15 protein-coding genes are annotated in these 12,902 nt (G+C 65.4%); 8 read left to right on the top strand and 7 right to left on the bottom strand.

Annotation, left to right across the window (positions count from 1 at the left end):
* The first annotated feature begins 247 nt into the window (after nt 1-247).
* From mpl to IB234_RS20475, 3 genes are all read left to right on the top strand, one after another.
* Nucleotides 248-1,600: a UDP-N-acetylmuramate:L-alanyl-gamma-D-glutamyl-meso-diaminopimelate ligase gene (mpl, locus tag IB234_RS20485; RefSeq protein ID WP_192321452.1), complete on the top strand. Its 1,353-nt coding sequence runs from the start codon at nt 248-250 to the stop codon at nt 1,598-1,600.
* 150 nt (nt 1,601-1,750) lie between these two features.
* Nucleotides 1,751-2,383, top strand: coding sequence for a flavin prenyltransferase UbiX (gene ubiX, locus IB234_RS20480; RefSeq protein ID WP_192321450.1), 633 nt, complete (start codon nt 1,751-1,753; stop codon nt 2,381-2,383).
* Nucleotides 2,383-2,676 carry a YceK/YidQ family lipoprotein gene (locus IB234_RS20475; protein WP_192321448.1) on the top strand — a complete coding sequence of 98 codons (294 nt, stop codon included), beginning with the start codon at nt 2,383-2,385 and terminating at the stop codon, nt 2,674-2,676. Before ubiX ends, IB234_RS20475 begins: the two co-directional genes overlap by 1 nt.
* 145 nt (nt 2,677-2,821) lie before the next feature.
* Here the strand turns inward: IB234_RS20475 and IB234_RS20470 are convergent, their stop codons facing one another.
* The 5 genes from IB234_RS20470 to IB234_RS20450 form a co-directional block, all read right to left on the bottom strand.
* A complete protein-coding gene (locus tag IB234_RS20470; RefSeq protein WP_192321446.1) occupies nt 2,822-3,289 on the bottom strand; it encodes a YbaK/EbsC family protein in 468 nt (155 codons plus the stop codon).
* Between the two features lie 64 nt (nt 3,290-3,353).
* On the bottom strand, nt 3,354-3,965 hold the full coding sequence (locus tag IB234_RS20465; protein WP_192321443.1) for a class I SAM-dependent methyltransferase: 612 nt from the start codon (nt 3,963-3,965) through the stop codon (nt 3,354-3,356).
* A complete protein-coding gene (locus IB234_RS20460; protein WP_192321441.1) occupies nt 3,965-4,606 on the bottom strand; it encodes an oxidoreductase in 642 nt (213 codons plus the stop codon). The genes IB234_RS20465 and IB234_RS20460 overlap by 1 nt, the downstream gene beginning before the upstream one ends.
* 69 nt (nt 4,607-4,675) lie before the next feature.
* Nucleotides 4,676-6,394: a C13 family peptidase gene (locus tag IB234_RS20455; RefSeq protein WP_412547936.1), complete on the bottom strand. Its 1,719-nt coding sequence runs from the start codon at nt 6,392-6,394 to the stop codon at nt 4,676-4,678.
* Between the two features lie 86 nt (nt 6,395-6,480).
* Nucleotides 6,481-6,936, bottom strand: a complete 456-nt coding sequence (locus IB234_RS20450) for a MaoC family dehydratase (RefSeq protein ID WP_192321437.1) — start codon at nt 6,934-6,936, stop codon at nt 6,481-6,483.
* Between the two features lie 162 nt (nt 6,937-7,098).
* Between IB234_RS20450 and IB234_RS20445 the strand changes: the two genes are divergently transcribed.
* From IB234_RS20445 to IB234_RS20435, 3 genes are read left to right on the top strand one after another with little or no spacing between them, the layout of a single operon-like run.
* Nucleotides 7,099-7,461: a CidA/LrgA family protein gene (locus tag IB234_RS20445; protein ID WP_192321434.1), complete on the top strand. Its 363-nt coding sequence runs from the start codon at nt 7,099-7,101 to the stop codon at nt 7,459-7,461.
* Nucleotides 7,458-8,174 (top strand): LrgB family protein, encoded by a 717-nt coding sequence (locus IB234_RS20440; RefSeq protein ID WP_192321432.1) that lies wholly within the window; start codon nt 7,458-7,460, stop codon nt 8,172-8,174. Before IB234_RS20445 ends, IB234_RS20440 begins: the two co-directional genes overlap by 4 nt.
* Nucleotides 8,175-8,184: 10 nt before the next feature.
* Complete coding sequence (locus IB234_RS20435; protein WP_192321430.1) at nt 8,185-8,775, top strand: LON peptidase substrate-binding domain-containing protein; 591 nt, start codon at nt 8,185-8,187, stop codon at nt 8,773-8,775.
* Nucleotides 8,776-8,803: 28 nt separating this feature from the next.
* Here the strand turns inward: IB234_RS20435 and IB234_RS20430 are convergent, their stop codons facing one another.
* Nucleotides 8,804-10,120: a bifunctional DedA family/phosphatase PAP2 family protein gene (locus IB234_RS20430; protein WP_192321428.1), complete on the bottom strand. Its 1,317-nt coding sequence runs from the start codon at nt 10,118-10,120 to the stop codon at nt 8,804-8,806.
* 2 nt (nt 10,121-10,122) lie between these two features.
* The gene (locus IB234_RS20425) at nt 10,123-10,806 is read right to left on the bottom strand and encodes a DNA-3-methyladenine glycosylase (protein ID WP_192321426.1); all 684 of its coding nucleotides are present in this window, start codon (nt 10,804-10,806) and stop codon (nt 10,123-10,125) included.
* 173 nt (nt 10,807-10,979) lie between these two features.
* Between IB234_RS20425 and IB234_RS20420 the strand changes: the two genes are divergently transcribed.
* Both IB234_RS20420 and nadD read left to right on the top strand, forming a co-directional pair.
* Entirely contained in the window at nt 10,980-12,245 is a 1,266-nt protein-coding gene (locus IB234_RS20420; protein WP_192321424.1) for a glutamate-5-semialdehyde dehydrogenase, read from the top strand.
* Nucleotides 12,245-12,895, top strand: a complete 651-nt coding sequence (nadD, locus tag IB234_RS20415) for a nicotinate-nucleotide adenylyltransferase (protein ID WP_192321421.1) — start codon at nt 12,245-12,247, stop codon at nt 12,893-12,895. The genes IB234_RS20420 and nadD overlap by 1 nt, the downstream gene beginning before the upstream one ends.
* Nucleotides 12,896-12,902: the final 7 nt, after the last annotated feature.

The raw sequence follows: 12,902 nt of genomic DNA, 5'->3' as shown, positions 1-12,902 counted from the left end.
GCATGGCGGATGGTGTTCCCCCGAGGGCCGGGAAACTCTCCCAGCGAGATCGAAGCGCAGACGGACATCCGGTCGCTGACAGCTTGCGGGCATGGACGACGAGGAACCTCATGCCGTCTCGGTGTTCCGAGACTCCTGACACTCTAGTCGAGATTTCGCGGGGTGGTACGGCAGCCTGTCAGGTGCCGCCCTGTGCTACCCTGCGGCCAGTTCTGCCGGGGCCTCCCGGCCTGTTTCGAGGTCATCGATGCACATTCATATTCTCGGTATCTGCGGTACCTTCATGGGCTCCCTGGCGGTGCTGGCCAAGGAACTCGGGCACCGCGTCACCGGCTCCGACGCCAGCGTCTACCCGCCCATGAGCACCCAGCTCGAAGCCCAGGGCATCGAGCTGATGCAGGGCTACCTGCCCGAACACCTGCAGCCGGCCCCCGACCTGGTGGTGATCGGCAACGCCCTGAGCCGCGGCAACCCCGCGGTGGAATATGTGCTCAACCAGGGTCTGCCCTATGTCAGCGGCCCGCAGTGGCTGGCCGACCATGTGCTGCAGGGCCGCTGGGTACTCGGCGTAGCCGGCACCCACGGCAAGACCACCACCACCAGCATGCTGGCCTGGGTGCTGGAGCATGCCGGCATGAGCCCAGGCTTCCTGATCGGCGGCGTGCCGCAGAACTTTGGCGTGTCCGCGCGCCTGGGCGGCACGCCGTTCTTCGTGGTCGAGGCCGACGAGTACGACAGCGCCTTCTTCGACAAGCGCAGCAAGTTCGTTCACTACCGCCCGCGCACGGCGATCCTCAACAACCTGGAGTTCGACCACGCGGATATCTTCCCGGACCTGGCGGCCATCGAGCGGCAGTTCCACCATCTGGTGCGTACGGTTCCTGGTGAAGGGCTGATCATTCATCCGCAAGCCGAAGAGGCCTTGGCGCGAGTGATCAAGATGGGCTGCTGGACCCCGGTGCAGACCACTGGCACCGGCGGCCAGTGGCAGGCACGCCTGCTCAGCGAGGACGGATCGCGCTTTGAAGTGGTGTTCGACGGCAAGGTTGAGGGCATCGTGGAGTGGGAGCTGACCGGTCAGCACAACGTGGCCAACGCCTTGGCCACCCTGGCTGCGGCGCGGCATGTCGGCGTGGTGCCGGAGCTGGGCATCGCCGGCCTGTCCAGCTTCAAGAGCGTCAAACGACGCATGGAGAAGGTCGCGGAAGTGAAAGGCGTGACCATCTACGACGACTTCGCCCACCATCCGACCGCCATCGCTACCACCCTCGACGGCCTGCGCAAGCGCGTCGGTGATGCGCAGGTCGTGGCCGTGATCGAGCCGCGTTCCAACTCGATGAAGCTCGGCGCCCACCGTGATGGCCTGCCGGATTCCGTGGTGCAGGCCGACCAGGTGTTCTGGTACGCCCCGGCCAACCTGGGCTGGGATCTGGCCGCCACCGTGGCGGGCTCCACTGTGCCGACCCAGGTTTGCGATTCGCTGGAGACGATCATCGCCGGCGTCAAGGCCGTGGCTGCGCCTGGCACCCAAGTGGTGATCATGAGCAACGGCGGTTTTGGCGGCCTGCATGGCAAGCTGGCCAAGGCGTTGGAAGAATAGAAAACGGAAAATTCGCTCTCAATGCGTCGTGAGCGCAGGTTAGGCAAGGCGGAAACCTGCGAAAAAGCGCAGTTTACTGCGCGTAAATGAGCATTTTGAGCGGGTTTCCAACGCGGCATAACCAAGCGCAACAGCAGTGAGAGTGAATTTATGGCAGGTCCGGAACGCATCACATTGGCCATGACCGGCGCTTCCGGCGCCCAGTACGGCCTGCGCCTGCTCGACTGCCTGGTGCAGGAAGACCGCGAGGTGCACTTCCTGATTTCTAAGGCGGCGCAGCTGGTGATGGCCACCGAGACCGACGTCACCCTGCCGGCCAAGCCGCAGGCCATGCAGCAGTTCCTTTCCGAGTACACCGGTGCAGCGTCCGGGCAGATCCGCGTGTATGGCAAGGAAGACTGGATGGCGCCGCCGGCCTCGGGCTCCGGCGCCCCGGCCGCCATGGTAGTGGTGCCATGCAGCACCGGCACCCTGTCGGCCATCGCCACCGGCGCCTGCAACAACCTGATCGAGCGCGCCGCCGATGTGGTGCTCAAGGAGCGCCGCCAGCTGATCCTGGTGCCGCGCGAGGCGCCGTACTCCAGCATCCACCTGGAGAACATGCTAAAGCTGTCCAACCTCGGCGTGACCATCCTGCCGGCCTCGCCGGGCTTCTATCACCAGCCGCAGACGGTGGACGACCTGGTCGACTTCGTCGTCGCGCGCATCCTCAACTGCCTGGGCATCCCCCAGGACATGCTGCCGCGCTGGGGCGAACATCACCTGATCAGCGGCGACGACTGATGAAGGCTTATCTCTACGGCAGCGTGCTGCTGCTCTGCGTTCTGCTGCCTGGCTGCGCCAGCGTACGTACTTTGGATGCGGCCAAGCCCGGCGCGCCGATTATCTATTCCGGCACCCGTCTGGACTGGTATTCGCTGCAGGGCGGTTGTTGCCCGGTGGAGCGCTTCGGCGCCGAGGCGCCCAAGTATGCTGGTCTCGACCTGCCATTCAGTGCGCTGCTGGAAACGCTCTTGCTGCCCTTCGCCGTGGCCGCCGAGCTGGGCATAGGTCTCGGCGTCAGCGGCGGTAACTGAGAGCCTGTCCAAAACCTGCTGCGTGTCGGCCAAACGGCGTTGGAAGCGGCTTCGGAATGCTCATTTACCACCTGTAAACTCCGCTTCCTCAGCCATTTCCGCCACCGTTTGGCTCTAGCTCGCTAGCTTTTGAACAGGCTCTGTTTCAGGCAACGGCCTGGCAGACGTCTACCCACTCGCCTTGCACCAGCTCGGCCATGCGCTTCGGGCAGATGCGCACCGCGCTGTGGATGGCGCCTGCCGCCGGCAGCACTTCTTCGTAGTCGAGCAGCGAGCGGTCGCAGTACACCGCCAGGTCAGTGGCCAGGCCGAACGGGCAGACGCCGCCGACCGGGTGCCCGGTCAGCGCCACCACCGTCTCTGCGTCGAGCATCTTGGCCTTGGCGCCGAAGGCTTCCTTGAGCTTGCGGTTGTCCAGGCGGGCATCGCCGCGCGCCACCACCAGCAGCTCGCGCTCGCCGATGCAGAAGGCCAGGGTCTTGGCGATCTGTCCTGGCTCCACGCCATGGGCTTCGGCGGCCAGGGCCACGGTGGCGGTGCTGGTTTCCAGCTCGATGATGGCGATGTCGGGGGCCTTGGCGGCGAAGAAGGCGCGGACCGATTCCAGGCTCATGGCGGTTTCCTTGGGCAAAAGCGCCATGCTTGCCGGCCGGCCCGGACGAGTCAACCTGCAGGGATCAGTCGGCCCAACCGCGCCACACCCAGGTCATCGGTCGCGGGCCGGGCAGGTAGCTGCTCTGCACCTCGCGGATGTGGAAGCCGCCGGCGCTGAGCAGGGCGGGGATGTCGCGGTTGAGATGGCAGCCGCCGGCCAGTGGTTTCCACAACGGGGTGATGCGGTTCTGCCAGGCGCGTACGCCGGCATCCGGTGCGCGGCCGTGCTCGCTGAACAGGAATTTGCCGCCGGGCTTGAGCACGCGGCGCATCTCCTGCAGCGCGGCCAGCGGATCGGGGATGGTGCACAGGGTGAAGGTGCAGACGATGCTGTCGAAGCTGGCGTCGGCAGCCTGGATCTGCCCCAGCTCGAGGGCGACCATCTCCACCGGGATGCCGATGTTGGCCGCGCGCTGGCGCGCCAGGGTCTGCATTTGCGCGGCCGGGTCGACGCCGACTATGGCGCTGACCTTCTGCGCATCGTAGAAACTGAGGTTGAGCCCGGTGCCGATGCCGATCTCCAACACCCGGCCTTCTGCCATGGGTACCACCTGGGCACGGGTCTTCATCACGTGGCCCATGCCACAGGCGAAGTCGATCAGGTGGGGCAGGATCTTGTCGTCGTAGAAGCCCATCAGCGACCCAGGCGGCGCAGTTCGTCGGATTCGACGATACGGATGCCGTCGCTCTCTTCCAGAGCCAGGCGCCACAGCGCGCGGGCCAGGGCGGCGACCTCGATGCCGCGGTACTTGCCGGGAATCCAGCGCAGCAGCGGCGCGGCCAGGCGCTCGCCGAGGCGGAACTCGCGGCGCGGACCGAGCAGCAGGGACGGACGGACGATGGTCAGCTGTGGCCAATCCATCGCCTTGAGCGCCTCCTCGGTCTCACCCTTGACCCGGTTGTAGAACACCGTCGAGCGCGGGTCGGCGCCCAGGGCACTGATCACCAGCAGGTGGCGGGTGCCCAGTTCGCGAGCGCGGCGGGCGAAGGCCAGGACCAGTTCCTGGTCGACGGCGCGGAAGGCGTCCTGCGAGCCGGCCTGGCGGATGGTGGTGCCCAAGCAGCAGAAGGCCGCATCGATCTGCCCGCCCAGTTGTGGCAACAGGTCGCTCAGTTGGCCGACCGGGTTGTCCAGGTGCGGGTGCTCGGCCAGCGGGCTGCGGCTGGGCGCCAGCACGCGGCTGATGGTCGGCTCGTTGAGCAGACGGTCGAGCAGGTGCTCGCCGGTGAGGCCGGTGGCTCCGGCGAGCAGGATGTGCTGGGGCGTCAAGTACATGCTTGTTCCTCCACTATTAGCTGTCAGCTTAGAGCGAATCGGCAGATCCGGGTGGAAGTTGATCGCCGATTACTGCGCTTTCGTCGCCGCGGTCAGGGCCTGCTCGGCCTGTTGCTTGCGTAGTTTCTTCCAGTGCTCCAGCACCGCCTGCGGTGCCCACAGTTGCGGCTCGGAAGGCTCGAACTCCTCGGCCTGTTCGCGCTCGGCGACCTTGGTCTTGGCCAGCTCGAAGGCGCGGCTGAGGTCGTCGGTTTCGTTGAGGGCCTCGGCGAACAGCGCGCGGCCGAAGTAGGTGAAGTCGTTTTCCTCGGAGCAGCCGAACGACACCCGGTCGGCGCGCGCGGCGGTCATCACCAGGGTTTTGTCGTTCTTCAGTGGCGGGATGAAACCGCCCGAGTAGCAAGCCGAGATCACCACCACCTTGTGCCGGTCATTCAATGGCTTGAGCAGGGCGGCTAGTTCGGCAGCAGGGAGATCGGCCAGCTGCAGGCGCGGCTGGTCGATGTTCAGCTCGTGATTGCTGGAGCCGTGGCTGGTCAGGTAGATGAACACCAGATCCTCCGGGCCGCTGCGTTCGGCGAGGGCCTGCACGGCGCGAGTCAGGCTCTCGCGGGTGGCGAGTGGGCGATCACTCAGGTGATCGCGATGGTTGGTCAGGGTGACGTTGCCGCGCGCGCCGAAACGCTCGCGCAGCAGCTTGCTGACATAGTCGGCCTCACGAAGGAACACGCTCTGCTTGCCATCGCCGGCCAGGGTCAGGCTGTACAGCTCCACCGCCGGAGTGGATGCGGGCAGGGCGTCCAGCGCCTCCTGCAGCAGTTGACCCTGGCGCAACAGGCCGAGTTCCAGCGGATCCGGGCGGGCCTCGCCGCTCGCCTGACGGATTAGTTCACCGCCACGCCAGATGCCTTGGGTGCGGCTGCCGTCGAGGGTGGTGAGCGCACCCTCCCCGGAGTATTCGCCATTGACGAACTCACCCTGGTAGACGCTGCCATCGACCAGGCTCAGTTTGCCCTGACCGTGGAACTGCCAGTAGCGGAACTGACCTTCGTAGTGTCGGCCGTCGGCCCCGCGAAACTCGCCCTTGCCGTTCAGCGCCCCCCCTTCGAAACGGCCGCTCCAGACCTCGCCGTCGCCGTCGCCGCTCTGATAGCGCCCTTTGCCATGAAAGAGATTGTCGCGGAAGGTGCCGTTATAGCTGTCGCCGTCGGTGCCCTTGTAGCTGCCTTCGCCCTGCAGCATACCCTTCTTGAAGGTTCCGCTGAATTGGCCCTCGGCGTTGCTGCGTAGGCCTTCGCCCTCTGGCTCGCCACGTACGAAACGGCCCTGGTAGCTGCTGCCATCCGGCATCTCCAGTCTGCCGAGGCCGTGATAGCGGTCGTCGCGGAATTCGCCGCGATAGCTCATGGGGCCCTGCTGCAGATGACCCTCGCCGTTCATGCGGCCCTGTTTGAAACCGCCGATGTAGCGAGTGCCATTGCCGTAGTCCAGCTCTCCCTGGCCGTCGAAAAGGCCTAGGTGGAAGCTGCCCTTGTAGCTTTCGCCGCTGGCACCGTGCCATTCACCAGGGCCGTCGAACTGACCGTCTTTGAAGTGGCCTGTGTAGTAAACGCCGTTGGCGTAGTCGACCCGGCCCTCGCCCTGGAGCCGGCCGTCGACCACGTCACCGCGATAACGACCGCCGTCGGGCAGTACCGCATCTGCCGGCAGCAGCGGCTCCCCATCACCGCACGCGGTGAGCAGCAGGGCAAATGAAAGGACGGTGGGGCGATAGGGCATGACGGACATCCTGGTCGGGGCATGCACGGGAGTATGCCAGCGGTGAATGCAAACGGGGCGCCTGAGCGCCCCGTTGGTTGCGAACCGCTGGGCAATCAGACGAAGCAGAGCGACAGCGACTCGGCGATGTAGGCAGGCTTTTCCTCACCCTCGATCTCTAGGGTGGCCTCGACTTTGAATAGCCATTGGCCGGGGCGCTTCTCGGTGATGTCGAGCACCTTGGCGGCCAGGCGTACGCGCGAGTCCACCTTGACCGGCTGGATGAAGCGCACGCTGTCCAGACCGTAGTTGACGGCCATCTTCAGGCCTTCAGGAGCGAGCATGAGCTTCTCCATCAGCACCGGGATCAACGATAGGCTGAGGAAACCGTGAGCGATGGTGGTGCCAAATGGCGTGTGCTTGGCTTTTACGGGGTCGACGTGGATGAACTGATGGTCGCCGGTGCATTCGGCGAACTGGTTGATGCGCTGCTGATCGATGGTCAGCCATTCGGAACGTCCGAGTTCCTTGCCTACATAGTCTTGCAGCTGTGCAACGGATACCAAGGGCATAGATCCTCCTTGAGGATGCGAGGTCAGTTGTTGTTTTTGGTGAACCAGGCTTGCCCTAGAACAGCATGGCCCGCGTGGGCGGGTCAAGCCGAAAGTCGCGGTTTATGGCGCACCCATCGGCATGCCTATAATGGCGCCCTTTTCCTAGCCGGAGTCTCCTGCATGCTGCTTCGCGGCCTGACCTGGCTGGTGCTGTTCCAATTGCTCGGCACCGCCCTCAATGTTCTCTTCCTTCCAATGCTGCCGGGGCCGATCATCGGCATGCTGCTGCTGTTCGTCTTCCTGTTGGTGCGTGGTGAGGTGGGTGAGCCCATGACCGAGGCCGCCGCCAGCCTGTTGCGCTACCTGCCGTTGCTGCTGGTGCCGCCCGCGGTGGGCATGATGGCCTATGCCGAGCAGATCGCGGCCGACTTCTGGGCACTGGCCGGTGCCCTGGGGTTGTCGCTGCTGATCTCCCTGCTGTTCGCGGGCTGGCTGATGCAGAAACTGATCGATCGCCAGTCACGGCGCGAGGATCGCCTATGAGCCAGGACTGGAATGCCGCGCTGGCGGCGGTATTGCATCATCCGCTATTCGGCGTGGGCATCACCTTGGCGGTGTACCAGGTGGCGCTGGCCGCGTACGAGCGTACCCGCTGGGTGTTCCTGCAGCCGGTGCTGGTGTCCATGGCTGTACTGATCTGCATCCTGCTGAGTGCCGGGCTGACCTATGAGGAGTACCGTGACAGCACCTTCCTGCTCAGCGTCCTGCTCGGCCCGACCACCGTGGCTTTGGCCGTACCGTTGTTCCTTAATCTCAGGCGTATTCGCCAGCTGTTCTGGCCGACGTTGATCACTCTGGTCGTGGCCGGCATCTTTGCCACCGCGCTGGGCGTGGCTCTGGCCTGGGCCTTTGGTGCCGAGCGGATGATGTTGATGACCATGGCGCCCAAGTCGGTGACTTCGCCCATCGCCATGTTGGTGGCCGAGCAAATTGGTGGCGTGGCGGCTCTGGCCGCGGTGTTTGTGCTGATCACCGGGGTTCTCGGTGCCATGTGTGGGCCGGAGCTGCTGCGCCGCATAGGTGTGCACCATCCGGCTGCCCAGGGGATGGCGCTGGGGATCACGGCGCATGCGGTAGGCACGTCGCGGGCGCTGCAGGAGAGCGAGGAGAGCGGCGCATTCGCCGCTCTCGCCATGAGCCTGATGGGGATGCTCACGGCGGTAGTGCTACCGCTGGTCGTGGCCGTGGTCGCATGAGGGGCCGTCCATGAGCTACCCGCTGTTTCCCCTCAATACCGTGCTGTTTCCCAGCTGCATGCTCGACCTGCAGATCTTCGAGGCGCGCTATCTGGACATGGTCAGCGCCTGCATGAAGCGCGGCGAGGGCTTTGGCGTGGTCACCATCCTCGAGGGCCAGGAGGTCGGAGAGGCGGCGAGTCGTTTTTCTGCGCAGGGCTGCGAGGCACTGATTCGCGACTTTCAGCAGCGCTCCAACGGCCTGCTCGGCATTCGTGTCGAGGGTGGCCGGCGCTTTCGCGTAGATAGCGTCGAGGTACAGCCGGATCAGTTGACCCTGGCCGAGGTGGGCTGGCTAGCGGATGCTGAGGATGGGCCCTTGCTTCCCGAGCATGCGGACCTCGCTGCTCTGCTTGGCGCCCTGGCAGAGCACCCGATGGTCGCGTCGCTGGGGATGGGCGGTGTGGTGGGTGGTCAGTTGGCATTGGCCAATCAGTTGGCCTACCTGCTGCCATTCTCGCTCGAACAGAAGCTGCAAGTGCTGCAGTTAAGCGAACCTCTGCGCAGACTGGAACTCATCCAGTTGCTGCTAGAACAGATGCAGGGCGAGATGACTGCCTAGGGCAGGCACTCATTCCCTGCGTAAACACTCAGTAGCGATACAGCTGGATTGCCTCTGGCAGAGACCAAGCGCTCACTCCGCCGAGCAGTGCCAGCGTGGCCGGCAGAACCAGCCACCATACCCGCGCGCCAAGCGGGCGCATTGGCTCGCGGCGTTGCAGCCAGGCCAGGCTGGCCGCGCAGACACTACCGGCGAGCAAAGACCCGGCCAGGATGTCTGTCGGCCAGTGCACCCCGAGGTAGACCCGAGATGCTGCAATGCTCAAAGCGGGCAGCCCGGCCAGCAGCAGCCAGGTGAGGCGGGTGCGCGCGGATGCGCCTCGGCCCGCCAGAATGCCCAGCGAGAGAAAGAAGGCGAAGGCTGCGGAGCTGTGGCCACTCGGAAGGCTGAATGTCTCTAGTGGTTGTTGCAGTACATCCGGTCTGGCGCGTGCGAACAGCTGCTTGAGTCCAGTGGTGGCCAGGGCGGTGAACAGGGTGCAGCTGGCCACGAATATCGCTGCGTGAATACGGCGACAGAACAATAGGAGTAGGGTCACCAATACGCCAGCTGCTACCTGGGTGCGGAAATCACCGAGACCGGTGATCAGCATGGCCAGGCTGTCGACGTTGGTGCTGCGATGTTCTTGAACCAGGGCAATCAGCCCCTGGTCCAGTGCGTCGAGATGAGGGATGCCAATCAGCAGGGCCAGCAGCAGGGTGGCGCAGGATACGGCGGCCACGGGCACAGTCCAACGCTGCTCTCGCAGGCTGCTGAAAATCAGCACCACCAGCATCAGGCCGACGCTGGCCGCGATGATGCCTGCGGCAGTCCAGAAACCATCCGGCAGTGGCAGGCGCAGCGCCGCGCCAGTGGCCCAGCCCGGCAGCATGTAGGCCACGGCCCAGCCGGCGGCGGCCAGCATGCTGACCAGCACGAAGCGGATGAAGGGCATGTCGAGCATGCCGGCCACTAGCGGCAGCATGGGCCGTAGCGGGCCGATATAGCGGCCGACCAGCAAGCTGACCACGCCATAGCGTTTGAAATAGTGCTCGGCGCCGCCTAACCATTCGGGGTGATCGCGCAGCACCGGCAGGCCGCGGATGCCCTGATGAAAGCGTCGGCCCAGTCCGTAGGAAATCGCGTCGCCGAGCAGGCCGCCGGCATAGGCAAGCAGCAGGGTTTCGCTCAACCCCAATGCGCCGCTGCCGGCCAGTACCCCGAGGGTGAACAGTAGTACCGTGCCGGGGATCAGGATGCCGGCCACTGCCAGGCACTCCAGGCAGGCAGCCAGGAATATGGCCAGGCCGAGCCATTCCGGGTTGGCTTCCAGCCAATGCGACAGCGTCGCGAACCATTCGCTCATGCTTACAACTCCTTGGGGGGCAGCAGAATGTAGTCGCGACCTTCGACCTGCCCACGGCGCAATGGGTTGCGTGTGCAGTGGCGGGCGTAAGTGGCGTCGACGAAGCGGTAGAGCAGATGCTCGTCACGGCCTTGAGGAATGCCCAGGCGGGTGGTCTGGATGACCTTTACAGGGTGCTGGCCGACGTCATCGACGAACAGTCGCTGTGGGTCGAAGCGCTGCGCGTCCCAGTCCGGCACCTTGAGGCCGAGGGCCTTGCACAGCAGGGTCTGGCCGGCGCACAGGCGTTCCGGGTGGCGCTGGTCGCCGGTGGCCGAGGGGTTGTTGGCCTGCATGCGCTGCAGGGCGTCGTCGGCGCAGTGTTCGTCCAGCCAGGGCAGGGCCGACTTGATCAGCACTGCATTGCCGGGGCCTTGGGCGCTGAAGTTCAGCGAGTCGCCGCCACGGGCGTAGTACATGTAGATGTGCCCGCCGTCGAGGAACAGCGCGCGGCGTTTCTCGGTATAGCCGAGCGAGGCGTGGCTGCCCTTCTCGGCCAGGTAGTAGGCCTCGGTCTCGATGATCCGCGCCGCCAGCCAGTGGCCCTGGTGGTTGTGGCGGATGATCTTGCCCAGCAGCGCACGGGCGACGAGCTGGGCGTCGCGGTCGAAGAAGCTGTCGGGCAGGGGCTGGCGGGGGCTGGTCATCGGCGCTCCGGCTGGGGAAAACGGCGCGATCTTAACAATGCCGGGTCGCGCTGGCGGCGAATCTTGTTCCGCGATGTTGCATGGCTTGCACCATCCGCCCGGCAGTGCTGGGCGGGACGGGGCGCGGTCGCTATAATCAGCCACTTTTTCCAACTGTCAGACTTTCGCCGACCATGACCGAGTCAGTGCTCGACTACATGACCCGCCTGGGCCGCGCCGCGCGCGATGCCTCGCGGGTGCTCGCCCGAGCCAGCACCGCGCAGAAGAACCATGCGCTGCAGGCCGCCGCCAATGCCCTCGACGCCGCCCGTGTCGAGCTGACCGCCGCCAACGAGCTGGACCTGGCCGCTGCGCGCGCCAGTGGTCTGGAACCGGCCATGGTCGACCGCCTGGCACTGACCCCGAACGTCATCGACAGCATGATCGAAGGCCTGCGCCAGGTCGCCACCCTGCCGGACCCGATCGGCGAGATCCAGGGCATGCGCTACCTGCCGTCGGGCATTCAAGTCGGCAAGATGCGTGTGCCGCTGGGCGTGATCGGCATCATCTACGAGTCGCGTCCGAACGTGACCATCGACGCCGCCAGCCTGTGCCTGAAGTCCGGCAACGCCACCATCCTGCGCGGCGGCTCCGAGGCCATTCATTCCAACCAGGCTATTGCCCGCTGCATCCAGCTCGGCCTGGCCGAAGCCGGTCTGCCGGCCAGCGCCGTGCAGGTGGTGGAAACCACCGACCGCGCCGCCGTCGGCGCACTGATCACCATGCCGGAGTTCGTCGACGTCATCGTGCCGCGTGGTGGAAAGGGCCTGATCGAGCGCATCAGTCGCGACGCCAAGGTGCCGGTGATCAAGCACCTGGACGGTGTGTGCCACGTCTACATCGACATCGCCGCCGATATCGACAAGGCGATTCGCGTCGCCGACAACGCCAAGACCCAGCGCTACTCGCCGTGCAACGCCATGGAAACCCTGCTGGTGCACAGCACCGTGGCCGCCAAGGTGCTGCCGCCGCTGGCTGCCATCTACCGCGACAAGGGCGTGGAGCTGCGCGGCGACGCCGCCACCCGCGCGCTGCTCGGTAGTGACGTGCTGGAAGCGAGCGAGGACGACTGGTACGCCGAGTACAACGCGCCGATCCTGGCCATTCGCATCGTCGATTCGCTGGGGGCGGCCATTGAGCACATCAACCAGTACGGCTCGCAACACACCGACGCGATCATCACCGAGAACTTCAGTGATGCGCGGCGCTTCCTCACCGAGGTGGATTCCTCCTCGGTGATGGTCAACGCCTCGACCCGTTTCGCCGACGGCTTCGAGTACGGCCTGGGCGCGGAGATCGGCATCTCCACCGACAAGCTGCACGCGCGCGGCCCGGTCGGCCTGGAGGGCCTGACCAGCGAGAAGTACGTTGTGTTCGGCGACGGGCACATCCGCACCTGATGGCCCGCCGTATCGGCCTGCTCGGTGGCACCTTCAACCCGGTGCACATCGGTCATCTGCGTGGTGCGCTGGAAGTGGCCGAATTCATGGCGTTGGACGAGCTACGGCTGATCCCCAGCGCCCGCCCACCGCACCGTGAGGCACCGCAGGCCACGGCCGAGCAGCGCCTGGCCATGGTCGAGCTGGCGGTAGCCGGCGAGGCCCTGCTGACGGTCGATGACCGTGAGCTGAAACGTGACAAGCCGTCGTTCACCTACGACACCCTGGAGTCGGTGCGAGGTGAGCTGGCGGCGGACGACCAGTTGTTCCTCCTGCTGGGCTGGGATGCCTTCTGCGGGTTACCGACCTGGCATCGCTGGCAGGAACTGCTGGTGCATTGCCATATCCTTGTGCTGCAGCGGCCGGATGCCGACAGCGAGCCGCCCGAGGCGCTGCGCGACCTGCTGGCCGGGCGCAGTGTGACTGACCCGCTCGACCTCTCGGGGCCGGGAGGGCAGATCAGTTTCATCTGGCAGACGCCCCTGGCGGTGTCTGCCACCCTGGTTCGCCAGTTGTTGGCACAGCAGCGCTCGGTGCGTTTCCTGGTGCCTGACGCCGTGCTGGCCTATATCCATGCGCACGATCTGTATCGTGCGAAAACCGATTCATGAGGTAACG

The sequence above is a fragment of the Pseudomonas sp. PDM16 genome (assembly GCF_014851865.1).
Taxonomy (GTDB): domain Bacteria; phylum Pseudomonadota; class Gammaproteobacteria; order Pseudomonadales; family Pseudomonadaceae; genus Aquipseudomonas.
This window is presented reverse-complemented; position numbering and strand designations above follow the sequence as displayed.